This window comes from Arthrobacter sp. Y3223151 (assembly GCF_059091125.1).
This window is the reverse complement of record NZ_JBNHGI010000001.1, coordinates 424,923-448,204: the sequence shown is the minus strand read 5'-3', so window position 1 is coordinate 448,204 and position 23,282 is coordinate 424,923. Positions and strand designations below refer to the sequence as shown.

The following is a 23,282-nucleotide window of genomic DNA, read 5'->3' as shown; positions in this document are numbered from 1 at the left end:
ACCGGGTGAACGGGCGGCAAAGCCTGGCCTGCGGAGGTGCCCATGTCGGCACCGGGGCGGATCATTAGACCTCGCAGCACCGCTTTCGCCCGTGTGTTCCTGTACCGCCGTCATTGGCCTGTGCGGTCCTGTCTCCGGCCTTTTGATCATTCCGTCGTTGCGCGGCGGAGGCCCACAGCGATGTCACCCGCCGGACCCCGCTTACGTCGCCTTTGGGCCTGGGGAAGACAAGCTCACCGCTTGGACGAGTTGCCCACAAACTAACAACCATCCCTATGCAGTTTCTTACCACCGAATCCCGTCACACTTGTGGCTGCAGTCCCGTTCCGCCGCGCAGGAGTCGGTTCGTTCGTGCACGCGGAGAATTCCGCCCGGGGGACACCCCAACGAACATATGCGCTGTTATCGGCGTTTAGGTCGCCGGCGGCTAAAAGCCGCGGGGTGAGGACCTGCCCTGTCTATAGAAACATCCCCTCCGGCCGCCGATCTGGACCGCTGCGCGGCCCACGCGGGTCATCGTTCTTCTTCCCGCAGATGGCCCTTCCATCAATCACCTACTTCGGGTCACCCTTATTAACATTAATGGGTTGAGGCAGCGGAGATCTGGTTGCCCGGATCAGTCACTTGGGACGCGGGGCACCCCACTCGGCCGTTCGCTGCCTGGCCACAACTCTTCCTCCGTCTTCTCTGCATGCACTGCTAGTTTCCTAAGCTCGCGCTCGAACTCCGGGCCTATCTCTTGCTTTCGGGCCACACGGAGGTTTTGCAGAAGTGCTGTTGTCCACGCATTCGGTCGCTGGTGTGCTGCTTCCACGGCTTCTATCGTCACGGGGACTTTTTGGAGGTCCAGCATTGCTCGTTCAAGCAAGATGTTGAGAACGCGATGTTCGGCGGATAGCCAACGCCCGATGATGTCGCCTTGCGGGTCTGGGTAGTCGTCGATCAATTCCGTCATGGCAGTTCTGACTCGAACCAGCAGCGGGTGGAATTCGACGTGAGCGGTGCTGGCTCCCAGAATGGCTTGAACGCTGACGATCAGCTCGCTCCAGAGTTCACGTTGCTTGGCACGTTCGCCAGTCTTTTCAGCTGCTCCGGCCCGACGTTCTGCTCGCACGGAAATGCCAAGCGAAACGAGGCCGGCCAGACCCCCAACAGTGGCGATGATGTTGGCCAGCAGAGCCATTTGGTCACTGAACTGCATGGGCCGCTCCTGAGTATCCGTGGCTTCCACTCATCGCCGAAGTTCCCCAATTGCGGCGACTAGATGCTGGAGCATCTTGTGACGCTGCTTGTCAGATAGTTCTAGTTCACGGGGCGGCTCGTGCCCGGAAAATGCCATCGGGGTGATCGGTTCGATGATGTCTGGGTTGAGCATGTAGGTGTCTGCGTACTCGGGCTCGTCCGGATCCTCGCCCGTGTACCTGAAAGTGAGGACGGCTCGTCCAGGAATACCGTTTACAGGGTTCGACAGCGGCCCGGTAGCTGAGCCTGACTCGGTCTTGATTCGCCACAGGACGCGGTATGAAATCCCCGGAGGCAAAATCTGCTCCTCCTCGAAAAGTTTCCGGAGCGCCCCTGTGATCAGATCGTCCTCGTCGGGCCAACCCATGAGATCAACCGTTAACCCGCGGGCTGCGCTACGGCCCGTGTTGTGTACTTTGAGATCCCAAGTGCCCTCGCCCCACAGTCCTGGCACTAAGACCGCGTATACGTAGGGGCGCGTCTGGCGGATACTGTCCGCTTTGGACTGTCGCAGAGCGTCGCGGGCGTTGTCCCATGCAACATACGCTCCAATCACCAAACCACCAGTTGCGACTGCTGTCACCCAACCCGCAACCATGGTCAGGAAGATAATAGTGTGCTCGGTCATCCCTTGATTCTAGGTTCGAGTTTGGGGGTCCCTGAGGTAGGGCTGACCTTCAACTCTCCAGAGGCTTCGGCTCATCCGTCCTCCGGTTTGTGGGTGTAGGTGCGGGGGCCTGACGCCTAGCCCAAGGCGCCTCATGTTCTGACCAACTGATGTGGCGAGTGGTTCTGGCCCATTGGCTAAAGTTGCGCGCGGTGGTGATTGGGGCAGAGCAGCCACCCGTTTCTCGACTGAGGAGGGCCCGCCGTTGCTGTCCGGAATGATGTGTACCGCTTCGAGGATTTCCACCTGATCGAAGAGACAGACGGCACATTCGGGCGCGTGGGTCTGGAGCAGCAGGTTGCGGAACTGCCGCTGGCCGAGCGCCCGCCCAGCTCAAGCGACTGCGTCTTCCAAGGCCAGGGGGCGATCCTTAGTAAAAAGTGACAAGCTCACCAGTATGCGACGCGGGCAGGTACTTGATACCAACCTGATAGCGCCGCACGGCTGCCGTGGCTTTATCGGGGAACTCAACTTGAACGGTGAACATCATCGCGTCCAACTCGGGTGCGGGAACCCCCTCTCGTGCCCCAGGGATGAATCGCAAGTTGAAGATGAGATTATTGGCGAATTTGCTCCTGAGCGCGTTGATAAGCTCCGTCCGATCGAGCCCGCTCAGCCCGGCAGTTTCCATTGACCCGGCGTGATCCTTTGCCAGATACTCGATCCGCGACTCATCAATAATGAGGTTCATCTCGACGGCCGGACGGCGAGAGCCTCCCAGAACGCTGAGCGCCATCGCGCTATCCTCATCTGCCCACTCGGGCACACCGTTATCGAGACGGTAGCTGAGAAGAGGGCCGTACAAGTCCTCGTCAATTCCAAGAACCGTAAAGCCGAACTCCTCGACCGGATACCCGGGTGGGTTGGCATAGCCCTCGTCGTCACAAGCCGTGACGATCACACTGCCATGACGGAGTCCGAACTGAGGGAGAAGCATCCCTGCCTTCAGTGGGTTCCAGGACGAACAGTCGACGTAGCCGAGATACGCGTCGGTACGCGATTGAAGGGCCGAGTCGAGGTTGCTGAGCTGCGGGGAAGACAAGTTTGTGAGATACACCACGTAGTACTGTTCCGACGACAAGCGGGGAAAATCTTGGCGACGCACAAGCAGTTCGTCTAGCTTGGCCCAGACAAAGTCGGCGGACAGATGCAGGATGTCGCCCAGTTGGATTGAGGTCTTCGCAGGCCCATGGTCGCGTAGCGCTGGCAGCCATGCTTGCGAGATCGCATGGCCGTACAAGTCGCTGCCGGCGGCTGTTGAATCGAACACGAATGCGACCTCATGCCGGCCACGCTGAGGAGTGAGAGCGTGTCGCAAAGTCGAGTAGTCGATGCCGCCTGCGGCCAACTTTCGCACCAGATTGTCGTGCAGGGTGCGGATGTGCTTCTGCATATGTGCCGGCTTGAAGCCCAGAGAGTCAGCCAAGACTGACAGACCCATGTACGTGTACGAATCAAGAGCATGAATAGTAAAGGTTCGCTCAGGGAGCTCGGTCGCGGAGATGGGATCAGGGGCCATGCCTCATGATCCCATCTCAGGGGTCGTTTGAATTGCTTGTCCGGTCGTTTCCCGGCAGTGGTCATCCCAGCTGGGTTTCAAACCACCGGCGGCTTCGAGATCGGCGATGCGGCGGTACCAGGAACAATGACGATCCCCAGCCCGTGGGCAGCGCCACCAACAATTCAGCTACGCTGAAACATAGATTTCCTTTGCAGAGGCAAACCCGGCAGGGTCGGCATACGCCGGCCCTGCATCTTTAAGAGGTAGTTCTCACCGTTTAGGAGTCTTGCCAAGGTGCCACCCCCGGGAGCTGAACTTGTAAGGTGCAGTGGTGACTAGTGATGTGAAGCAGGAACCGGGTGAGCCAAAGGTACAGCGCTACTGGGCCGCCGTAGCCAAACGTCTTGGCATTGAATCACGCGAGATGGCGGGGCTCATCAACCATAACGGCGAACGAGGGCGTGCCAACGAGGATTCCTTTGGTGCTCTTTTTGTGAGAATGCTTCCTCCGTCGGTCCGGGTAGCGACAGGTGAGATTATCGATGCAGAAGGTGGGGCGTCACCTCAAATCGATACCCTGGTTCTCTCCAATACGGTTCACCCCATACTCTTTGCGCAGACAGAAGAGATGCTATTCCCGGTCGAATCGGTGCTGCTCTGCGTCGAAGTGAAATCTACTCTTACGTCGGAGGAGGTTGTCGACATCGCGAAGAAGGTTCAAAAGCACCGGAAGCTTAAGAGCTCGACGGGCGAAGTTCCAGCTTTCGCTGTCTTCGCACACAAAGCCGGCGGAACCCCCAAAACCATTGCCAAATGGTTCTTTGACCTCGATCCTCAGCATCGGCCTGAGTTTTTCCTGGTGAATGATTCTGCCGTTTTCGGGGTGGCTGATCCATCGACAGATGGTGGGTACCGCGTCGTGATGCCCATCGCACCGGCCCCTGGAGAATCAGACACGTATCCTTTCAATGATCCCGCTACTGCAGGACCGGGCTCCTGGAAGCCCATTGGTTTACCCAAAGGTGACCAAGTGCGAGTTGACCATGGTGCCGCCATGCTCTTGTTTGTTCGTGAATCCCTAAAAGCACTAAGCGAGCGAAACCACGCCGAAATAGACTGGCTGGCTGGCTATCTGGAAAAAATCCAGCAACAGCACATTCGTTACCCACCGCAAGAGGACGGATTGGTCGAGAGGCCGTAGCAGGCCAGATTTAGATCCGTGCGAGGAACTCCGCAACTGTCATGCACTTCAGCTGGAGAGCATCGCACGCTTCACTAACGGTGCACCGATCCTCCAAGGTCGTCTCCTCATCTGAGACGACGACAACATTATGGTGCTCTGCCCACTTGTAGGCCAAGGCCATCGTCCTCAGGGCCTGAGCCTCAGACTCATCCTGATTGTCATCCAAGAGGTCTTCAACCTCGGCAAGCACCTCCTGGCAGTCCGCATAGGCAACAGCTCCACGTCCACGAAAAGTACGCCAGACGGGGTTGACCCAAACGGCGATTTTTTCGCCTTGAAACAGCGTTCGACACTCCTCCTTGACGGTGTCGCAAAACAGTATGGCCTCGTCTTCATTGAGCTCGTCCAACTTGTCGAAGATCGAATGATCGGTCATGACCAAGGAATTGAGCGTCTCCATGGCGGAGCTATCCAATACGTAAACTTCGCCCATGTCTAGTCGGACCCCTGACCGAGGACCAGCAAGGAGCGAAGTTCCGGACCGTTCAGGCGGAAGAGCTTACGCGCCTCTATCTCAGAAACGCGTGAGCTGGAAAGCCCGGCATCAACCAGCCGGGCGAAACCGTAACCAAATTCCGCGAGACGTTTCTGAGCGCGCGTTTTTCCGGGAGCGCGTCCTGGTTTTTCCTGCTCCTGAAAGTCCCCAGAAACGTACTTGACCAGGGAATCATCAGCGAATCCCTCTTCCTTGAGGCGAATCGCTACGCAGAACCAACTGGCCTTGAAATAGTTGGATATACGCCCCAGCGAATATTCATCTCCTGCTGCAACCCAGTCCTTTTTGAGCTGCTTCTCCATGTAGCGCTGTAGATCAGATCGAGGCATGAGGAACGAAGCGGCAAAGCGGTTGCACCAAGATTCGGAGCTGGTACGGGACTGCAGATCATGTTTACCGCAGGCTTTGTCGACGCCTTGCAGGAGGTGGGCTAGTTCGTGGAGAAGTGTGAATGACCGGGCTGCGGGACTCTTGACTGCTGCGTTAACGAAGATTAAGGGCGCGTGCGAGTGATGGAGTGCGAAACCTCGGAAAGAGTCGCCCTCTACCTTGATTAGATTTGTGAGTACACCGTGCGCTTCCAGCGCTTCGCGGAGGGCGACGAAGACCTTGGTTTTGCTCTTCAGCAGTGTGTACTGTGTTCTGCGGTCCCAACCAAGCCACTCGGCTGCGCGCGCCGCGGCGTGTTGGGGTGATTCATTTGGTCGCAGTCCCATGAGTCGGACGGCCTCAAATTCAAGGCTTGCAGAGAGTTTTGCGGCGATGTCTTGGCGTCGCTTTGCCTGCCGGACCGCAGCCCGTTCGTCAGGGTTCAGAGGTCTTGGTTTGCCATCATTCGATGCCGGAGCGCGAAAATTTGCGCCAACCGATTCTTTCTCCTGCCGCGGGGGCTTTGGGAGGGCGAAGAAGTAGGTCGAACGACGAGTCGCTTGGGCAATTCGCTGAAGGTCTTCGGGTGAGATAGGAATGGGGCCAGAGAGTCGCGCGCCCCGGACTTCTTTGGCATCGAGGGACGCGAGAACCTTTTCTCTATCTACCCCCGCGTCTTCCAACGCCCACTCAAGGACGTCGCCCTGAATGACTGCGTTTTCCATAGGCGCTAGTGTACGTCGACGGTCCGACCGTTTAGCTCTAAATCGCTCCGCCTCGCCGCCCTTGTCCTCATTTTGAAGCGGCATGATCAAAAGTGACCGTTTCTTAGTGCGCTCCTGGATAGCAGCGGGGAGCGGTGGATCTCGTTCACGTTTTCAGCGAGGAGGGCGATTGGGGCTGAGTCGATATCAACCGTTTTGACTACGTCTTAACTTGGCGAGTACCCATCTGGCATGGTGTCATTTCCGAGCAAAAGGTGAACGCGTCCCGGGTGTCGGCGTTTGTATCTAGGCCACCAAGTCTCACCTTGGTTCACTGGGATGACCGTAAGTTCTTCTGAACCCAGCTTTGTCCACAGGCGATTGACGAGCCAGGTTCCTATGCCTCGGCCCGCGTCATAACTATTGAGGGAGCGGATGTGCCAGCGGCCGTCGGATGAATATCGAGTGGCCGCAATCAAACCGACCTCCTGTCCGTTTTTGAAGGCAAAACAGCGCATATCGTGGTTGTCGCCTTCAAACTTGAAAGTTAGATCGTGCGGCTCTGGGACCGGAGGCAAAGAAGGAAGCATCCTTCACGCTATCGCGGCTGACCCTTGTTGTGGTTCATCAAAAACGACCGTTTGAGACCCTGTCAGATCGACCGCCACGATCACCCGAGAAATGGCCTAGATCGAGCTGTAGGAACTCCTTGCCGGAATCATATTCAGTCAAAATAAGGGAGAAGGCGTTAGTGACCACTGAGAGCGGACGCAAACGAGCGAGGCACGGCTTCGCTTCAGAGTGCGGGCGCTAAACGTTCTGACGGAGCGCATAACCTGTGATCTCAACGGTGAGCCCTAGCTGGTGTCTGGCTTATGCGCGGGAAGCAAATGATCAAGGGGGATATCATGCCGATTGCGTCTAAGACCTGCTCAACGACGGGCTGCGTCAATCAGGAGACTGCGATGTAGCTACCAGCCATGAGCGGGCCGCTCGTCTCGTCAAAGGTCCTTGGGTCGAGCGGGTTTGGTGTTGCATCTACCCAGGGCCAAAAACGACTGTTTCGTTTTCGGCCTGCTGACTTTTGACCCCCCTACCGAGTGTGGCGGTCCGAGCGTCACAGGCCGAGTGCGAAAGTCGGGCGCCCCTTCTGAGGAAGGAGACGGGTCATTTCATCATGGTGCTGACGCCTCCGACTAGGCTCGATGCATGGGTAACGTCACTGGCCTGGTCCTCTACGTGGTTTCTGCGGCCATCTTTTTTTACATCCTCTACGGAGTCATCAAAGCCGCCGTCCGAGATGGGATCCTGGCAGCCGACAGGCGCCGATCGGAGACCACGGATGCAGGGACCGAAGTTGAGGGGTCCTGCAGGTAGAGGTCAATTCTTCCCAAGAAGACGCCGCCGGCCGTCTTATCTAACGACCCCTTGTTAGATAAGACGGCCGGCGGTTGGTCTACGGCTTGCTTTGATCCAGGTATTGCCAGGAATTGTCCTGTCTTATCAATTCGTCTCACGCAGGTAATTCTCGATCAGGCCCAACGAGGCCTTTAACGGGACAGGATCAGATTATTGCTGTGCCGGCAATCTCTTGGAGGGCCCGTACATGGGCGTCGAATGCGCGCCTTCCGGTCGGGGAGAGTGATAGCCACGTGATCCGGCGCGCATCGCCGCGGTCCGCGGATGCTGCTTTGTGGGAGACGACGTAGCCGGAGGCGACCAGCGTCTTCACATGCTTGGACAGGGTGGCGTCCGAGACATCCACCGCGGTCCGGAGAACCGCAAAATCGAGACGCTCCGTGGGGATCCAGCCAGGAACCGAGCGTTTGATCACTGGGCGATGCGTGACGGGCGTTGCGTGCCTTTGCCCCTTTGAAGTCGCACAAGCAGAAGTGACCGTGCGCTGCGGCTGGTGACAAGTATCCTTGACACCATAAGAGGTCCACGGCAAGATCAGAGTATGACAAGCAAACTTGACAGAAGTGACCGCAGCGAGGGCGACCGGGCTCTGCCCGCGCCTATCATCTCGACTTCTGGCCGGGCATCGCCGCGTACGCGGTCGTGCTCACCGCCGTGCTGCTCTGGGGAGGCCTGGATGGCGGCAGCCCCTGGAGATTCGTCTGGGCGGTCCTGCCGGTGATCCCCGCACTGTGGATCGTGCGGGCCGTCCTGCGCCACGTGCGGCGGATTGACGACTACCAACGGTTCCTACTGTTGCAGGGGCTCGGCGGGGGATTCGCCGTGGCCATGATCGCGTCCATCACCCTGGCCTTCCTCGAGATCGCCGGACTCGGTCTGACCGGAACGGGGTGGATCATCTACGGCGCGGGGATGCTCGGGTGGCTCGCCACCGGTGCCGTCCTGGGACGGCGATGAAGAACAACCTTAAGACGCTGCGAGAGGGCCACGGACTGACCCAGGGGGCACTGGCCGATCGGCTCGGCGTTTCGCGCCAGACGGTCAACGCTCTCGAAACGGGCCGCTACGACCCCGCGCTGCCGCTGGCCTTCCGCATCGCCCGGCTCTTCGCCCAACCCATCGAGTCCATCTTCATACCTGACGACGAGGACATCTCCTGCTGATGCCGGACTGAAGTATCCGCAGGGAAGATGCCTCGCAGATCTGGAAACACCCACTACCCGGCCTCTATGTCTCGCTGTCAGGTTGAGGCCTAAACCATCGCTGAGACATGTCAAAGAAAAGGAAATCAGACCCTTTTGGGCACTAATCCAGCTCCCTATCTGACGTCAGATAGGCGTGTGCTCTAGCCTGACGTGTTAGTTGACCATGAGCCGAATGGCGGGTCCCCGGAAGATCTCGAAACGCCATGGCGCCAATGCATGTCTAGTGCACCCAGCTACTGCCGAACTCCCAGCGCTGATCCCGCGCCGTCGGGCCGATGCAGCAGGGGCGTTGGCCCATTGGCCTGCCTCGAGTTCGTAGGAGCCAGGACCGTGCGGGACATGCCAACCGCGGCGAAGATATTCCAGGGCTCTCGAGAATAGAAAGTGGGGCCCGCCGCGCGGGCCCCACTCATTTATGCCGGAAACAATGCTGCGGGGGAGACGTTACCCACCTGTACCGCCTCGTTTGTCCGTGGTGACGTACTACTCGATCTCTTCCGCCTAGGCGGCTGAACTTCATCAGGCAGGGTTCGACGTTCCTACACCAGCCCGTTTCACGTCCCGGCAACGTTGTAACGCTGTCGAGTTGATCGGGTCCTCCGATGAAGCCGGCTGGTTCCATCAAGGTGTGCTGGTTGCCCCCAACGCAGTTACTGTTTCATGGTTTACGGACAGTTCCTGCGCGATGTCCCAATGGCCCTGGCATGGAGCCGCTGATTAGTCTGGCCGCACTCGTCGGAAAGCTACCAGCAGGCCTTCTGACGTGCGGGCCAGGTCATCCTCAATCACAGTGATCCTATGCAGTTGTGGCGGCTGGCCCGCCTTCGTGCCGATGATTTGCAGGTAGGCGAGACACTTGAGGGAATCGCCCGACATCCGTTTCACCTGCATGTTGGTGACCACGTGGCGGAGGACTTGATTGTTCAGGCGGCAGTCTGCCGCGAATTGTTCGGCAAACCTGGTCAAGGCCCTCCGGCCCTCGGCAGGTGCCGGGTAGGTCGGAGAGCTGAAAATTCCGTCCTTTGTGAACGTGGCCGCCCACCCTAGGGCGTCTCCGGAATCAATGGCATGACTCTGGAAACCGTAGAGCTGATGTGTGGCCACGACATCGTCGGTCGTAGCGGCAGTTCCGCGGAAATCAGTAATCATGTCGCTCCTGAGAAATTGTGCCTGCCATGTCGTTCGTTCCTGCATCGTCTCTACAGGACGGTGAGAACGAGCCAGGCCAACGGCGGGCCCAGCAGGACCATTGCGCCAGCCCAGAGCAGCATGGATCGCATGAGTTTCGGGCGGGCTTCGGTTTCAACGGAGGCGAGTGAAAGCGCCCCGATGATGCCAATGGGACTTGCGTCAACGATCGTGGAGGAGATGGTCACCGGCCCGACAACTGACAGGGTGCTCATCTCGGGACCGATTAGCGGGGTGGCCAGCTGCAAAGATGCCCCGATGGTGGTGATCGATGACGCGAAGGCCGAGATGATGCCGCTGAGGAATGACAGTGCCAGGACGGAGGCGACGTCAGAGCCCATGCTCGCCAGCAAGTTGCTGATGGCATCGACAGCGCCGATCTCCGTCAGCACGCCGAAGTACACCAGAACGCCTGCCAGCATGAGGATGACACCCCAGGGCATCTTGCCAACGAAGGAGTTGTCCTTGCGTTCGAAGCACAGGGTCAAGGCGAGGCCGAGGCCCAGGGCTGTGTATCCGATATCCCATCCGAGGCCCAGAGCCAGCACGACCAATGCGATCAGAGCCGTGATTGTGGCCAGCTGATACCGGTTGGGCCGGGGATGTGCCAGCTTTGCGCCGGTCCCCGCGGCATCCTGTTCGCCTTCGCCGCCGGACCCCCGGGAGGCGATGGAAGCCGAGTGCGCTCCTCCTGCGCCCACAGTGACCAGCTCGGGCTTCGCCATGACAATTCGCTTGGCACGTACAAGCTTCATTCCTCCAAAGGCGAGGTAGGCGACAGTGGCGACGACGGCGTTGACCAACAGATGACTCAGGAACAGCTGCATGATGATCGGGTCGATTCCTGCATCAGTGAGCACCTTTGCAGTAAACACGCCGGGCGTGGCAAGGGGGCCGAAGTTTCCGGCCAGAATGCCATGGATCACCATGATGGCCATGAGGAAACGGTTGATTCCGTGATCCCTGGCCAGTCGCATGGCCACGGGAACAATCAGTGCCGCTACGGCCGGCGGGTAGGCTCCGATCGCCGTGGTGGCCGCGGCCAGGCCGAAGAACAGGAACGGAACCACCGCGACCGATCCTCGCACCAGCCGCAGTAGCGAGTCGACGATGTAGTCCATCGTTCCGCTGGACTCCACTACTACGAAGAAATACGTGATCCCGGCGATGAGGATGAAAGTCCCGCTGGGAAATGACTCGCCGATGACTTCGGCGGATACGTTGCCAAGGAAAGCAATTACTGATGCTGCGAACAGCATCAACAATCCCATGTTGATTTTCCATACTGACGCGATCACGAAGATCGCCAGCAGCATGACGACTGCCAGAAGGATGAGCATGAGTCCTCCGATATGGGTGGATAGGTGTGGGTTTATTGGCTTATCGAGCCAGGTGGCTCCAGGACTTTGGGGGCTCGAAAGTGCTAAGGCGGGCTCGGGAGTATTGGTAGGGGACCTCTAATGTGTGCCCGAGGTCCTCCGCCGCTGTCCACGCCCAGTGCGGATTGTGGAGGTGTCCGCGTCCGATGCCGACGAGGTCCACGGACCCGCGGCTGATGAGTTCATTGGCGAAACGGGGATCGTTGAGCAGCCCCACGCCGATCACGGGAATGCTGACCCGGCAGCGGATCAGCTCGGCGGCCGGCACTTGGTAACCGGGGGATAAAGGGATCTCTCCCCGTACGTTCCCCCCGGAGCTGACGTGAATGTAGTCGGCGCCCCGGGCCTCGAGGTCACCGGCGAAGCTGCAGGCCTCGTCCGGGGTGATTCCGCCTTCAGCCCAATCCGTTCCGTTGATCCGGACGCCGACTGCCACGTCCTTTGGAACGGACGCCCGCACGGCCTCGAATACCCGAAGGGGGAAGCGTGCACGGTTGTTGTAAAGGCCGCCGTAGGCGTCCGAACGTTGATTGGCCAGGGGCGATAGGAACGAACTCAGCAGGTATCCATGGGCAGCGTGCAGCTCGATGAGATCGAACCCCGCCTCAACAGCACGGTTGGCCGCCGCTACATGCTGAGTGACGATTCGGTCCATGTCTGCCTCGGTCATCGGATGCGGCGTTGGCCACCGGTCGGAGACGGGTACCGGGCTGGGGCCGATGGTTGGCCAGGACTGGCCGGGGCCTAGTGGCCCGGACCGGGATGTTCGAGGACTATGTGAAGAGGCCTTGCGGCCGGCATGCGACAGCTGGATGCCAAGGCGGATGTTTGAGTTTGCCTTGACGGATTTGACGAGTGCCTCGAGAGCCTTTGCTTGGTCATCCCGCCACAGCCCCAGACAGTCATGCGTGATGCGGCCTTCCGGGGCGACTGCGGTTGCCTCCATGATGAGCAGCCCGGCACCTGAAAGGGCGAGGCTGCCAACATGAATGAGGTGCCAGTCGGAGGCCAGCCCGTCCGTGGCCGAGTACTGGCACATCGGTGGGATCACGATGCGGTTCGGTAGCTCCGCCGTACCGATGTGGATAGGGTCAAATAGGTGGGCCACTCTTAGTCCTCCCTCATGAGCAGTGCACAGCCGAGCCCGTAGGCACCCATGCTGATGGCAGCTACGTCTGGTTCGTTGGGGACCTGGCGGGCTCCGCCGCGGCCCCATAATTGGATGCAAGCTTCGTGTAGGTGGCCGAGTCCATGTAGACGGCCGGCGGAGAGCTGGCCTCCACCTGTGTTCAGGGGGAGTTCGCCTGCCAAGCCGATGTTGTGCCCGCCTTCGATGAAGGGGCCGACGGCGCCGGGGGGGCAGAAGCCCAAGGCCTCGAGCCAGTGAACGGTGAGAATACTCATGCCGTCGTAGATCTCGGCCACCCTGACTGCGCTCCTGGGGACTCGGGACCGTTCCCATAGCATTGCTGCGGCCTTCTCCGCGCCAAAGGAGGAAAGGCTCAGCGGGTCCCGGAGCCCGCCGGACCCCATGGCGGTGCCGATGGCTTCGAAACGGAGGGGCGGCCTGTTGAGGTGGCGTGCGTCGTCCACCTTTGACAGGACGAAAGCCACCGAGCCGTCGACCGGCACGTCGCAATCGTAAAGTCGAAGCGGCCAGGAGATGACCCTGCTCGCCAGGTAGTCCTCCATCGACAGTGGATCCCGGTAGATGGCCGCCGGATTGCCTGCGGCCATATTGCGGGCGTTGACGGCCAAAGCACCCAGTTGTTTCTCCGTCAGCCCATGGTCGTGCATGTACCGTTGCGCGTACGTTGCGTACCACGGGACGGGCGATTCGATCCCATAGGGCGCGGTCCACTCCCAGAATCCCCAAATTTCGTCCGACGTCCCGGCCCAGGTCTGACGCTGTTTGTCGCGAAGCCGGGAAGTGGCCTCCGAGACGGTGCGGAATACCAGGACGTGTCGGGCCAGTCCGGCGGAAATGGCGCCAATGGCATTGACGATGGCGCTGAACTGACTGGGAGAGTCCAGTGCGGCGGAAGAATACCAGCTGACGTCCATTCCCAGCGCGAGCCGCAGGTCCTGTGCGCCAACGGGGGCAAAGCCCGGACCGGTGTTCGACGCCCCGGGGTAGGTCGAGATTCCGTCGATGTCGGCCACGTTCAGCCCCGCGTCTGTGACTGCTTCAAGGGCCGCGTCGACGGTGAGGCTGAGTGCGCTGGACTGCGCCGGGCGCCCCACTTCAGACAGCCCGATGCCGGTGACGGCGATGTTACGTTCTGAGATCATTGTTCTGTTTTTTCGTTGATGCGAAAGACCGGCAGCCAGGCTGAGCCCTGCTGATGGAACAACGTCTCCACCGCCCGGCCGATGGGGTCCGTGTCGTTGAACCCGCTGAGGCCGCCGAAGACGAACAGGCCGGGCTGCTCAATCAATTCGACATAGCCAATCCGGAAGGGCACTGGTTGGCCGGGGTACCACGGCTGGTTGTTCTGGGTCCAGGAAGCCACGTGCCCCACACCGCTGACCGCTCGGGCACTGAGGTTCGACCGTCCGTGGCAGGTCCGGCACACCGGGCTCGGCGGGTGCTGCCAGATGCTGCATGCACTGCAATGCTGAATGCGAAGCTCACCTTGGGCGCCGCCCTCCCAATAGTCCCTGGTTTCGGCAGTCACGCCGGGCGCACGGCGGCCGTGCGCCCACTCGTGAACAGTCACGGCAACCTCCTAAACTGCTGCTTGTTGCCCAGCGAAGAGAAGTGTTCCTTGAGCTTGAACTTCTCAATCTTGTGGCTGGCATTGCGGGGAAGCGAGGGTAGAGGAATGTAAAACTCGGGATGCATATAGCGCGGCAGCCGTGCCTCGCACTGGACCTGCAATGCGGCGATGCCGGCGGAAGAATTATCCAGGCACTCGACATACAGGGCGATCTCGTCTTCCTCCAACTCTGAGGGGACGGCTATGGCGGCCACGTCCCGAACCCCGTTCAAAGAGGAAACCAGGGATTCCAGCTCGAAAGCGGAGATGTTTTCGCCACGGCGCCGGATGACGTCTTTCAGCCGGTCCTCAAACCACATGTAGCCGTCGGCGTCGATGCGGCAGAGGTCACCGGTGTGGAACCAGCCGTTGCGCCGGCTCTCCAAGGTTTTGTCTGGCATGCCGTAATATCCGCTCGATTCGTTCCACGGGGCATTCGTCCGGATCAGCAGTTCACCCTTGACGTCGACGCCGACCTCAAGGTCGCGCTGATCGACGATCTTCGCGTCCATGGTTGGGCGGAGGCGGCCGGCCGATCCCAGCTTCTCCGGAGGATCATTCAGCGTGTATGCGTGGCTCGGCCCGTAGTCGGTCAAACTGTAGCCCGACGTGAAGCGGAGCCCGAACCGGCGCTCGAAGTCTTTCGCGTAGGCCGGAAGCGGGACGGTCATGACCATGCGCAGGTTGTTATCGGCGTCGTGCGGATCGGGCTCCCGCTTCCAAAGGATTGCGGCCATGGAGCCGAGCAGGTTGGTTGCGGTGATCGAGTTGTCCCGGATATCCGCCCAGAACTTCGAGGCCGAAAAGCGACGGCGCAGGAAGACGGTAGAGTCTGCCCCGATGGCGCAGTTTAACGCGCCCTGAAACGCATTTACGTGGAACAGGGGCAAGCATATGTAGACCCGATCCGTGGACTCGTAGCCAAACGAGATTACATGGCTGAACCCCCATAGCATCGCCCGAACATGAGTCATCATCACGCCCTTCGAGGGACCCGTAGTCCCCGAGGTGTAATTGATGTAGCCGAGCTGTGTGGGGTCAACCATCTCCACAGGCGTCCCCTGCTGGTCGCCGGCCGCACAGATTTCCTCGTGGGAAACTCCTGGGGTCCCCGACGGTGTCGGGGAATCCATCCAGGGGCCGGAGAACCCGATGGGAGTGACGTTCTCCCTGCGGGCGGTGACGGCCGCGGAGGGGTTGTTGGCATCGTGCAGGAGGAATGCGGCATCAGAGTTCGACAGGTAGTAGGCCAGCAGGTCGTCTTTAGCCTGGGTATTGAGCGGAATTGCTACAGCTCCGAGCCGGCTCAGCGCCACATAGGTCAGGATGTGTTCTACCCCGTTGGGCAACTGGACGGCAACGTGCGTCCGGGGACCCATTCCGTTCTGTTGCATCCACTGCGAATAAAGGACCGACTCGTGGATTATCCGGCCATAGGTGTATTCGGCACCGGTGTCCAGGTCCACCAGGAAGACCTTGTCGGGGTCCGCCGCGGCGCGGGCAGACAACGCATTGAATAGGGTGAGCTCGTCGAAATCGAAGCCGAGATGCAGGTCGTCAAGATGTGCCACCGTTGACGGGGTCGACGTCATTTTTCGGCCCCTTCCAAAACTGAATCTCGGAGCATCGTGCGGATCACGGGCGGCTCCAGGTGCCGGCCCTCCTCGGAGGCCATGAGCCGGGACAAGCGGACGAAAGCGTGCTGCAGATCCGTCAAAGGTAGACCGTCCAGGGATTTGTGATCCGGACGGGAGACCGAAGTGACAATCCTGTCAGGGCGTCCGTAGAGGACATCGCCCGCGGCGTTCAGCCCCAAGCGTTCAGAGACCGCCTGGCGGGGTGCCAGGACCACGCGGAGTTCCGGTTCGTCGGCATGTGCTTCACCGCCCGAAGGCGCTTCCATCCTTTGCAGTTGCAGTGAGACCATGTCGTCAGGACCGGTTAGGCCAGGCATCATTGTGATGCTGAAGTGCCCTTTCGGGAGCAACTCACTCAGATACTTCGATTCCTGTGAAGCTGTGGCCACCACTAGTTCCCGCAAGGGGCGACCGCTGCCACCGGGATTTGCGTCGTCGAGGGGAAATTCGGAGACCTGGGCCGCAGCATGACCATCGACTAGCTCCTTTAGCCGTGGTACTTCAGGAAGCAGGTCCATGACCGCACGGCGAAGGAGCCGGGATTGTTCGTCGGCGCTGGTCATGAACAGGCATACCGGGGTCAAGGCCTGGAGCATGCGTCGAACGACGTAGGTGCGTTCCCTTGAGTAGTGATCGAGCTGGATTGATTCGCCGGCTAGCGCCAGCGGAAGCCGCCAGGCCAGGGCGTTGACATCGCCGAATCCCATGTTCAGGCCGCGACCACCGAAGATGGGGGATTGGTGTGCCGCGTCTCCAACGAACAGGACCCGGCCGTGACGGTAGCTGTCGAGGGTGCGCCCCATGGCCCGATACGTCGTGACCCAGAGAATCTCCGGATCGGCGTCGATGCCCATCATTGCCAAGTGTTGGCGCACCCTGGATTCGGCGGCCTCGGGCGTCGCGGCTTCTTCGGGCGTTAATCCGCCCGGCACCTCGTAGTCCAGTCTCCAGACATCGAACGGCTGCGAATGGAACAGCGAAATTGAATTGGGGGCGTAGTCCGGGCCGATGAACAGGCGGCGCCCGGACTCCAAGGGGTGGTCCATGGTGAAGTCGCAGATCACGAAGTTTGTATCCGCACCCCGCTTGGGGATGATTTCCCGGTATTCAAGGTTCAGCGACTTGCGTGTGATGCCCCGGGCGCCGTCCGCCCCAACGACATAGCGGGCCCGGGTCTGGTAGGTATGTCCTTGCACTTCGACCTGGACAGTCGCCGAATCATCCTGTTGGGAAACGTCCGTTACCGAATGCCCCCATCTGATGATGTCTTTGGCATCGTCGCCCAGTTTGCCAATCAGGATGTCTTCCAGCCAACACTGTTGCAGCAGGGCCAGCGAGGGCCACCGCTCGTTTTCTTCAGGGAGGAACTCAGTACGCCAGAGTTCCTCGTTGCCATGAAGGACGATGCTGCGCTGCCGTATCTGGGCCATTTTCAGGTAGTCGTTGGCTACGCCAATCTGGGAGAAGAAGCCGAGGCTCTCCCGATTCATGGTGATCGCACGGCTTCCATCGGACACCTGCGTCCTAGCTTCAAGGACGATGACGTCCAGGCCCTGATTGCGCAGCGATACGGCCAGGGACAGTCCCACGGGGCCTCCGCCAACGATGGCCACATCGTGGATGACGTCCTCGTCGGTGGGGTCCACCGCTGAAACGGCGAACTGTTCCCATTGGTAATACATGAGCTGATTCCTCCTGAAGGTTCTGCCGCCGTGTTCTTACCACCCGCCTATGGGAGTGGTAAGAACACGTACCTCACACTGCGAGTGTGGGGTGGGCCACAAGAATTTACGTCGAGTCTGAACTATATCCAAAGGGTTGTCAATGTGTGTATTACTTTGGTTCTTCACAGATTTGACTGACACCCGGCCAAACGCAGGGCAAAAGCACGTGAGTCTGGAACAGGCGACTCTCTGGGTTCAGTCTGACGCTCCAAAATGTAATTCGAACCGAACGGAGTTTGGTCCTGTTTCGTGCGAACGCAGGCCAGAGTGCAGCCGTGTACGCTGGCGCTGTGGATAAGGACTTAACAGGCGGCGGCCATAATGACGAAATTGATTACTGGGAGTTGGTCGAAAAGGCCCAAACGATTGTTCCGGCCGCGCTCAGCGATGTCGACATGGAGGCGAGTCGCCTTGTGATGTCATTGAACCGTGCTATGCGAGTCGTTATCTACGACCTGGAGGTGCAGACGTTGAAGCCATTAGGGCTCACGGACTCGGTCTTCCGGCTGCTTTTCGTGTTATGGACTGCCGGGCCGTTGAGCCCCCATCGACTGGCGCGGCTGTCGGGGATGCCCCGTCCAACGGTTTCGAGCCTGGCATCGAGCCTTCGGAAAGCCGGCCTCATCGACCGAAGAAATGACCCCAGTGATGGCCGGGCAGTGACGCTGGACCTTACTAAACAGGGTGAGGCAGCCATTGCGGAGTCTTTTGCTGCCCACAACCGACGGGAAACTGAATGGGCCTCTACGTTGACGCCGATCGAGCGCAATTTGCTCACCATGCTCCTGGAAAAGCTGATGGAAGGCCGGACGAAGATCGGAGCTATTGAGCGGGGCTGACGCCCCGGGGCTGACTGCCGCGCTCCGAGACCCTTCTGCGTCCGGAGTTATTTTCGCTGCCGCGCCCCGACGGCTCCTCTTTGGGCCATAAGCTTTTCGAGTAGCCGAACCAGAGTGTTGCGTTCATCTTCGCCGAGAGCACCCGCCCACTGGCTCTCCCGTTCGTTCTGCCTGGAGAAGTCGGCACGGATGCGTTCCGTGCCGGATGCAGTGAGATGCAGCGTGACCGAGCGGCCGTCATTGAGTGATTTACGCCGTTCCAGCAGGCCCTTTTTCACCAAGGGCGCGGTGAGGTTCGATACAGCTGCGCGGCTCATGCCCGTGATTGATGCCGCCTCATTCGGACTGAGGGGCCCGGAGACCCACAGCGCCAGCAACAGTCGGAAAGTGGGCCAGCTGCCACTGGCCGGCCGGTGAATGGTGGATTCGAAGTCGTAAATCACGGTGGAGGACGCGCGGTTCAGGGACAGGAAGACTCGGTTTGCGGTGAGATCCGCTTCTGGAAACTCCTCGGAGATATGGCGCTGTGCCGCGTCGACGAACGCCCAATAGCCCGGCAGTCCGCTGGATTTGTGGCTGATCGGGTCTGAAAAGTCGCTGGGAGGCACAGTCCAATTCTAGGTGAGAGTTGCCCTTGAGTGGTACACGGCTTTACTATCTGGGTAGTACATACCTTTACTAAATGACCAGTCTCGAGCGTCAAGAAGGAGAAGACCATGGCGTACTACCGCCAGTTGGGGATCGTGCCGCAGCAGCGCCACACCCTCTTGAGGGACGAAAACGGAGATGTTCTCTACGAGGAACTCATGGGAGAGGAGGGGTTTTCTCTTGACTCGGCCCTGCTGTACCACCGGCACATTCCGTCGGCCCTGGTTGGTGCCGGAACCTGGGAGGTGCCGGACCAGAGCCTCACTCCCAACGACCCACTGTTGCCGCGACACCTAAAGCTTCATGACCTCTTCGATGCCGACCAAGTGCCGGAGGTCGATGCCGTGACGGGCCGCCGGCTCGTGCTGGGCAATGCCGACGTCCGGATCTCCTATGGTCATGTCGGCAAGACCTCCCCGCTGTACAAGAACGGGATCGGCGATGAATGCGTCTACGTCGAGCGGGGATCCGCTCTGGTCGAAACGCAGTTTGGGGCCTTGGAGGTGTCGGAGGGGGACTACATTGTGATCCCGCGGGCGACTATCCACAGGTGGGTGCTGCGGGACGGCGAGAATGCCCGGCTGTACTTCATCGAGGCGAACTCGCACATCGCCCCGCCCAAGCGCTACCTCTCCCGGTACGGACAGTTGCTCGAGCATGCCCCTTACTCCGAGCGGGACCTGCGCGGCCCATCGGAAGTCCTTCTGCGGGAGGAAAAAGACGTCGAACTGTACATCAAGCACCGCGGCCGCGGCACCTCGGGCATCCAGGGCAGCATCCACGTCCTGCCTAACCACCCCTTCGACGTGGTCGGCTGGGACGGCTGCCTGTACCCCTATGTGTTCAATATCAGGAACTACATGCCTATCACCGGCAAGGTCCACCAGCCGCCGCCCTCCCACCAGGTCTTCGAGGGGCAGAACTTCGTGATCTGCAATTTCGTGCCCCGCAAGGTTGACTACCACGAGCTCGCGGTCCCGGTTCCGTATTACCACTCGAACGTGGATTCGGACGAGATCATGTTCTACGTCGACGGGGACTACGAGGCGCGCAAGGGATCCGGTATCGGCAAGGGGTCAGTCTCCATTCATCCGGGCGGCCACCCCCACGGTCCCCAACCCGGAGCCATCGAGGCCTCCCTGGGCGTTGACTACTTCGACGAGACGGCAGTTATGGTGGACACCTTCCGCCCACTCGAGCTGGGCGAAGCTGCCTTGGCCACGGACGACGGCGCCTATGCCGCTTCCTGGACTGGTGGCCGCTGGCTTTCGGAGGTCAGCCGGTGACCGCTTTCCCAATTGAGAGGACTGTCCCAGTCGAATTCATCAGATTCTTCGACGACGCCGCGACATTCCCTCCGGGGCTCGCCCCGTTGGACAAGGCGATCACTGACCACGTCGCGCGGTGGGCCAATCCGCTTTCCGGCGCGGTGGGTCCTGCAGTACTCAAACTGGAGGACCTGTCGGCGGCCTGCGGGATCGCTGCGGGATTGGACCGGGGGGGCCGGTCAGTTGATGTCTCCGTCGTCGTTCCGGCCGGCCAATTGGGGGCAGCACTGGATGCCGCCCGAGAGGTCAGTCCCGAACTGCGTGTGGTCTCGATCGAGCTGAAGACTGACCCCGAGGACGAAGCGGTATGGTCGGCGCAGATCCGCGAGGCAGCGGCTGAACAGGAACTCCCGGTGTACGTGGAGCTGACCGCGGACCAGGTCAGTGGCAGTGCGCTGGAGCTCCTGAAAGGTACCAGCTTGTGTTTGAAGTACCGCACCGGGGGGATCCAGTCTCAACTCTTCCCGACTCCCGAGCAGCTGGGCGGTGTGATCACCGAGGCCGTGGCTGCACGGATCCCGTTCAAGCTCACCGCGGGGCTGCATGAGGCCGTGCGCTTCACGGACTCCGCCACGGGGTTCACCCACCATGGCTTCCTCAATATCGCGCTGGCCACCTCGGCTGCCCGAACCCATGAGCCAGCCGAGCAGGTAGTAGACCTGCTGAGCCAGACCGACCCGGCTCCGCTGGTGGACCTAGCGAAGTCCTCTGACGGGTCTTGGCGTGAGTCGTTCACATCCTTCGGGACGTGCAGCGTGGGCGAGCCAGCCGAAAGCCTGGAGCGCCTCGGCCTTTTCCCACGCGGCCTGATCTAATCCGAGGTGCCCGTCCCGCTTCCCCGCCCGTGTCGGGAAGCGGGACGGGGACCGTGCCTCAATCCACTGTTTCTGCCATGAAGGAGTTCCACCCGTGACTACTGCCGCCGCCCGATTCGCCACCGAGGGCTTTGGCCCTGAGAACCTGCCCTACGCTTCCTTCTCGCCCGCCGCCGGCGATCCCCGCCTGGGGGTACGTCTGGGGGACCGGGCGATCGACGTGAGTGCGCTGGCCTCCGCTCTAGACGCCACCGGTCCGGTGCTGCCGGAGAGGGCCCGCCCTGCGGTGCTGGGTTCAAACCTAGACGTGCTGCTGGCTGCCGGGCACGAGGTCTGGTCCGCATTGAGGACTTGGCTCGTGAACGTGGTGAACACAGCCGGATTGGCTGATGCGGTGGAATCCAACTCCTACCTAGTCGAGGAGATCACGCTGCACATGCCCTTCACAGTGGCCGACTATGTCGACTACTACGCCTCGGAGCACCACGCCTCCAACGTGGGCAAAATCTTCCGTCCGGACCAGGCCCCGCTGCTGCCCAACTGGAAGCACTTGCCTGTCGGATATCACGGCCGCGCCGGGACTGTGATCCCCTCCGGACGTGGCGTGCGCCGCCCCAAGGGCCTGCGCCCCGAACAGACTGGAACTCCCAGCTTCGGTCCCTCCAGGCGTCTGGACATCGAGGCGGAAATCGGTTTCGTGCTCGGTGGCTCCGCCCCTGCAGGGGAGGTTTCGCTCACTAAGGCAGCCAACGAACACCTCTTCGGCATGGTGCTTTTTAACGACTGGTCCGCCCGCGATATCCAGGCCTATGAGTACGTTCCCCTGGGTCCTTACCTGGGCAAGTCTTTCGCCTCATCGATCTCCCTCTGGGTTGTGCCCTTCCAAGCCCTTGAGACAGCCCGGGTCGCACCGCCGGCGCGCGACCACCAACTGGCCCAGTACCTCGACGACTCCGCAATCGGACCGTGGGGACTGGACATCACTTTGGAGGTCGTACTCGGTGGCGAGACTATCTCGCGGCCCCCGGTAAGTACGATGTATTGGACGGCTCCTCAAATGGTTGCCCACATGACGGCAAACGGCGCTAGCTTACGCCCGGGCGACTTCTTCGGTTCCGGCACAATCTCCGGTCCTGAGAAGAATCAACGCGGATCTTTTCTGGAGCTCTCGTGGGGCGGGAAGGAACCCATCACGCTCGCCGACGGAACCGAGATGTCCTTCCTGCAAGACGACCAAACCGTCACCCTTACCGCCACCGCACCCGGACCTAACGGGTCGGTCATTGACTTTGGAGAATGTACCGGCACAATTTTGCCAGCTACCACCGGCAGTGGCCGGAGTTCGGACTGAAAGGGCGGGAACCTGTGGCCGCGCCCAAACCGCCGCAAACAGGGGGTGGGGAAACATGCTGCCTAACTTATGCCGAACCACATGCCGCAGGCGGCACCGCTACTAAAGTATGGCGGGCGGGTGCGGACGGACACGCTTGGCAGAGAGCGGCACGCGCCGATGGACGGTATCCGGCAAAAGTGGACGGGTCCGATTGTCATGGTGCGGCCAGTCGCAGACTGCGTCCTGTAGCGCTCGTGTGAGCACAGCGCAGGCCTCGACCAGTTCAGGGAAGCGCGGTGGACGGGTTGGTCGATCGCAGGATGTGGGCCACTGCGGCACTGTTCTGGGCCGCGAATTTCTTGCGGGGATAAATCGGTCGCGGTATCGGGCCTTGGCCACGAGGGTGGGGACGTAGCCCTCCTCGCCGCTCCAGCCCACCCCGACGAGGAGCCCCCTGTCGTTTGGATGGGCATCGGAACGCCGCTCAGGCGGTCGCGGGTGGTGCGAGGCAGGTCCCGCAGTTCTGCCAAGCGCGCCGCAGTAGCATCAATACGGCGAAGCCAGCAAGCGGCCCAGCTGTTCCACGCCGGATTTTGCCCTGTCCCTCTGCCCAAGTCGGGCGGTCCGCCGCCAGGGGGAACCATCGCAGTCACTCACTGGCGGCGGACCGCCCTTTGGCGCGGCCACGCATGAGGCACCTTTTTCACGGCGTCCGGAAACAAGGAGCAGTTCCGCCGAGGCGGTATTAGCACGAGTTCGGTCAGGCTGGAACCCACAGCTTTCCTT

23 protein-coding genes are annotated in these 23,282 nt (G+C 60.5%); 9 read left to right on the top strand and 14 right to left on the bottom strand.

The features are described 5' to 3' along the window. Positions 1-616: 616 nt before the first annotated feature. Together AC5RUP_RS02175 and AC5RUP_RS02170 are read right to left on the bottom strand one after the other, a co-directional pair. Positions 617-1,201 carry a hypothetical protein gene (locus AC5RUP_RS02175; RefSeq protein ID WP_494153077.1) on the bottom strand — a complete coding sequence of 195 codons (585 nt, stop codon included), beginning with the start codon at positions 1,199-1,201 and terminating at the stop codon, positions 617-619. Positions 1,202-1,231: 30 nt separating this feature from the next. Next, positions 1,232-1,870 (bottom strand): DUF8453 domain-containing protein, encoded by a 639-nt coding sequence (locus tag AC5RUP_RS02170; protein WP_494153078.1) that lies wholly within the window; start codon positions 1,868-1,870, stop codon positions 1,232-1,234. Between the two features lie 261 nt (positions 1,871-2,131). Between AC5RUP_RS02170 and AC5RUP_RS02165 the strand changes: the two genes are divergently transcribed. After that, the gene (locus tag AC5RUP_RS02165; RefSeq protein WP_494153079.1) at positions 2,132-2,293 is read left to right on the top strand and encodes a hypothetical protein; all 162 of its coding nucleotides are present in this window, start codon (positions 2,132-2,134) and stop codon (positions 2,291-2,293) included. Here AC5RUP_RS02165 and AC5RUP_RS02160 read toward each other — a convergent pair. Beyond that, positions 2,280-3,428 carry a hypothetical protein gene (locus AC5RUP_RS02160; protein ID WP_494158235.1) on the bottom strand — a complete coding sequence of 383 codons (1,149 nt, stop codon included), beginning with the start codon at positions 3,426-3,428 and terminating at the stop codon, positions 2,280-2,282. The genes AC5RUP_RS02165 and AC5RUP_RS02160 overlap by 14 nt on opposite strands. Positions 3,429-3,741: 313 nt before the next feature. On the opposite strand from AC5RUP_RS02160, the gene AC5RUP_RS02155 reads away from it, so the two are divergent. Next, positions 3,742-4,611, top strand: coding sequence for a DUF6602 domain-containing protein (locus AC5RUP_RS02155; protein ID WP_494153081.1), 870 nt, complete (start codon positions 3,742-3,744; stop codon positions 4,609-4,611). A 10-nt stretch (positions 4,612-4,621) separates the two neighbouring features. Here AC5RUP_RS02155 and AC5RUP_RS02150 read toward each other — a convergent pair whose 3' ends face one another. Both AC5RUP_RS02150 and AC5RUP_RS02145 read right to left on the bottom strand, forming a co-directional pair. Next, the gene (locus AC5RUP_RS02150; RefSeq protein WP_494153082.1) at positions 4,622-5,086 is read right to left on the bottom strand and encodes a DUF4411 family protein; all 465 of its coding nucleotides are present in this window, start codon (positions 5,084-5,086) and stop codon (positions 4,622-4,624) included. Positions 5,087-5,088: 2 nt separating this feature from the next. Next, complete coding sequence (locus AC5RUP_RS02145) at positions 5,089-6,243, bottom strand: ImmA/IrrE family metallo-endopeptidase (protein WP_494153083.1); 1,155 nt, start codon at positions 6,241-6,243, stop codon at positions 5,089-5,091. A 1,188-nt stretch (positions 6,244-7,431) separates the two neighbouring features. Between AC5RUP_RS02145 and AC5RUP_RS02140 the strand changes: the two genes are divergently transcribed. Continuing rightward, complete coding sequence (locus tag AC5RUP_RS02140) at positions 7,432-7,599, top strand: hypothetical protein (RefSeq protein WP_494153084.1); 168 nt, start codon at positions 7,432-7,434, stop codon at positions 7,597-7,599. 187 nt (positions 7,600-7,786) lie between these two features. Here AC5RUP_RS02140 and AC5RUP_RS02135 read toward each other — a convergent pair whose 3' ends face one another. Then, positions 7,787-8,056, bottom strand: coding sequence for a transcriptional regulator (locus AC5RUP_RS02135; protein WP_494153085.1), 270 nt, complete (start codon positions 8,054-8,056; stop codon positions 7,787-7,789). A gap of 227 nt (positions 8,057-8,283) precedes the next feature. Between AC5RUP_RS02135 and AC5RUP_RS02130 the strand changes: the two genes are divergently transcribed. After that, a complete protein-coding gene (locus AC5RUP_RS02130) occupies positions 8,284-8,598 on the top strand; it encodes a hypothetical protein (protein WP_494153086.1) in 315 nt (104 codons plus the stop codon). After that, positions 8,595-8,804 (top strand): helix-turn-helix transcriptional regulator, encoded by a 210-nt coding sequence (locus AC5RUP_RS02125; protein ID WP_494153087.1) that lies wholly within the window; start codon positions 8,595-8,597, stop codon positions 8,802-8,804. Before AC5RUP_RS02130 ends, AC5RUP_RS02125 begins: the two co-directional genes overlap by 4 nt. Before the next feature lie 759 nt (positions 8,805-9,563). Here the strand turns inward: AC5RUP_RS02125 and AC5RUP_RS02120 are convergent. From AC5RUP_RS02120 to AC5RUP_RS02090, 7 genes are read right to left on the bottom strand one after another with little or no spacing between them, the layout of a single operon-like run. Beyond that, complete coding sequence (locus tag AC5RUP_RS02120; RefSeq protein ID WP_494153088.1) at positions 9,564-9,995, bottom strand: nuclear transport factor 2 family protein; 432 nt, start codon at positions 9,993-9,995, stop codon at positions 9,564-9,566. A gap of 50 nt (positions 9,996-10,045) precedes the next feature. After that, positions 10,046-11,374, bottom strand: coding sequence for an SLC13 family permease (locus AC5RUP_RS02115; RefSeq protein WP_494153089.1), 1,329 nt, complete (start codon positions 11,372-11,374; stop codon positions 10,046-10,048). Positions 11,375-11,414: 40 nt separating this feature from the next. Then, complete coding sequence (locus AC5RUP_RS02110; protein ID WP_494158234.1) at positions 11,415-12,521, bottom strand: NADH:flavin oxidoreductase/NADH oxidase; 1,107 nt, start codon at positions 12,519-12,521, stop codon at positions 11,415-11,417. Positions 12,522-12,523: 2 nt separating this feature from the next. Beyond that, a complete protein-coding gene (locus tag AC5RUP_RS02105; protein WP_494153091.1) occupies positions 12,524-13,705 on the bottom strand; it encodes a thiolase family protein in 1,182 nt (393 codons plus the stop codon). Continuing rightward, the gene (locus tag AC5RUP_RS02100) at positions 13,702-14,133 is read right to left on the bottom strand and encodes a Zn-ribbon domain-containing OB-fold protein (protein ID WP_494158233.1); all 432 of its coding nucleotides are present in this window, start codon (positions 14,131-14,133) and stop codon (positions 13,702-13,704) included. The genes AC5RUP_RS02105 and AC5RUP_RS02100 overlap by 4 nt, the downstream gene beginning before the upstream one ends. Then, complete coding sequence (locus AC5RUP_RS02095) at positions 14,130-15,764, bottom strand: AMP-binding protein (protein WP_494153093.1); 1,635 nt, start codon at positions 15,762-15,764, stop codon at positions 14,130-14,132. The genes AC5RUP_RS02100 and AC5RUP_RS02095 overlap by 4 nt, the downstream gene beginning before the upstream one ends. Further along, positions 15,761-17,491, bottom strand: a complete 1,731-nt coding sequence (locus AC5RUP_RS02090; RefSeq protein WP_494153094.1) for an FAD-dependent oxidoreductase — start codon at positions 17,489-17,491, stop codon at positions 15,761-15,763. The genes AC5RUP_RS02095 and AC5RUP_RS02090 overlap by 4 nt, the downstream gene beginning before the upstream one ends. 332 nt (positions 17,492-17,823) lie before the next feature. Between AC5RUP_RS02090 and AC5RUP_RS02085 the strand changes: the two genes are divergently transcribed. Further along, the gene (locus AC5RUP_RS02085) at positions 17,824-18,372 is read left to right on the top strand and encodes a MarR family winged helix-turn-helix transcriptional regulator (protein WP_494153095.1); all 549 of its coding nucleotides are present in this window, start codon (positions 17,824-17,826) and stop codon (positions 18,370-18,372) included. A 47-nt stretch (positions 18,373-18,419) separates the two neighbouring features. On the opposite strand, the gene AC5RUP_RS02080 is transcribed toward AC5RUP_RS02085, so the two are convergent. Next, positions 18,420-18,980 carry a MarR family winged helix-turn-helix transcriptional regulator gene (locus AC5RUP_RS02080; protein WP_494153096.1) on the bottom strand — a complete coding sequence of 187 codons (561 nt, stop codon included), beginning with the start codon at positions 18,978-18,980 and terminating at the stop codon, positions 18,420-18,422. 108 nt (positions 18,981-19,088) lie between these two features. Here AC5RUP_RS02080 and AC5RUP_RS02075 point away from each other — a divergent pair, with 108 nt between their 5' ends. From AC5RUP_RS02075 to fahA, 3 genes are all read left to right on the top strand, one after another. Next, positions 19,089-20,306, top strand: coding sequence for a homogentisate 1,2-dioxygenase (locus AC5RUP_RS02075; RefSeq protein ID WP_494153097.1), 1,218 nt, complete (start codon positions 19,089-19,091; stop codon positions 20,304-20,306). Between the two features lie 86 nt (positions 20,307-20,392). Then, entirely contained in the window at positions 20,393-21,163 is a 771-nt protein-coding gene (locus AC5RUP_RS02070; protein WP_494158232.1) for a hypothetical protein, read from the top strand. Between the two features lie 94 nt (positions 21,164-21,257). After that, complete coding sequence (gene fahA, locus AC5RUP_RS02065; protein WP_494153099.1) at positions 21,258-22,514, top strand: fumarylacetoacetase; 1,257 nt, start codon at positions 21,258-21,260, stop codon at positions 22,512-22,514. The last annotated feature ends 768 nt before the right edge of the window (positions 22,515-23,282 follow it).

Excerpts from the sequence above, each read along its gene's own strand:
- AC5RUP_RS02125 (WP_494153087.1), top strand. The coding sequence starts at position 8,595 with ATGAAGAACAACCTTAAGACGCTGCGAGAGGGCCACGGACTGACCCAG.
- AC5RUP_RS02095 (WP_494153093.1), bottom strand. The coding sequence starts at position 15,764 with ATGACGTCGACCCCGTCAACGGTGGCACATCTTGACGACCTGCATCTC.
- AC5RUP_RS02150 (WP_494153082.1), bottom strand. The coding sequence starts at position 5,086 with ATGGGCGAAGTTTACGTATTGGATAGCTCCGCCATGGAGACGCTCAAT.
- AC5RUP_RS02090 (WP_494153094.1), bottom strand. The coding sequence starts at position 17,491 with ATGTATTACCAATGGGAACAGTTCGCCGTTTCAGCGGTGGACCCCACC.
- AC5RUP_RS02105 (WP_494153091.1), bottom strand. The coding sequence starts at position 13,705 with ATGATCTCAGAACGTAACATCGCCGTCACCGGCATCGGGCTGTCTGAA.
- AC5RUP_RS02145 (WP_494153083.1), bottom strand. The coding sequence starts at position 6,243 with ATGGAAAACGCAGTCATTCAGGGCGACGTCCTTGAGTGGGCGTTGGAA.
- AC5RUP_RS02175 (WP_494153077.1), bottom strand. The coding sequence starts at position 1,201 with ATGCAGTTCAGTGACCAAATGGCTCTGCTGGCCAACATCATCGCCACT.
- AC5RUP_RS02160 (WP_494158235.1), bottom strand. The coding sequence starts at position 3,428 with ATGGCCCCTGATCCCATCTCCGCGACCGAGCTCCCTGAGCGAACCTTT.
- AC5RUP_RS02170 (WP_494153078.1), bottom strand. The coding sequence starts at position 1,870 with ATGACCGAGCACACTATTATCTTCCTGACCATGGTTGCGGGTTGGGTG.
- AC5RUP_RS02115 (WP_494153089.1), bottom strand. The coding sequence starts at position 11,374 with ATGCTCATCCTTCTGGCAGTCGTCATGCTGCTGGCGATCTTCGTGATC.
- AC5RUP_RS02120 (WP_494153088.1), bottom strand. The coding sequence starts at position 9,995 with ATGATTACTGATTTCCGCGGAACTGCCGCTACGACCGACGATGTCGTG.
- AC5RUP_RS02140 (WP_494153084.1), top strand. The coding sequence starts at position 7,432 with ATGGGTAACGTCACTGGCCTGGTCCTCTACGTGGTTTCTGCGGCCATC.
- AC5RUP_RS02075 (WP_494153097.1), top strand. The coding sequence starts at position 19,089 with ATGGCGTACTACCGCCAGTTGGGGATCGTGCCGCAGCAGCGCCACACC.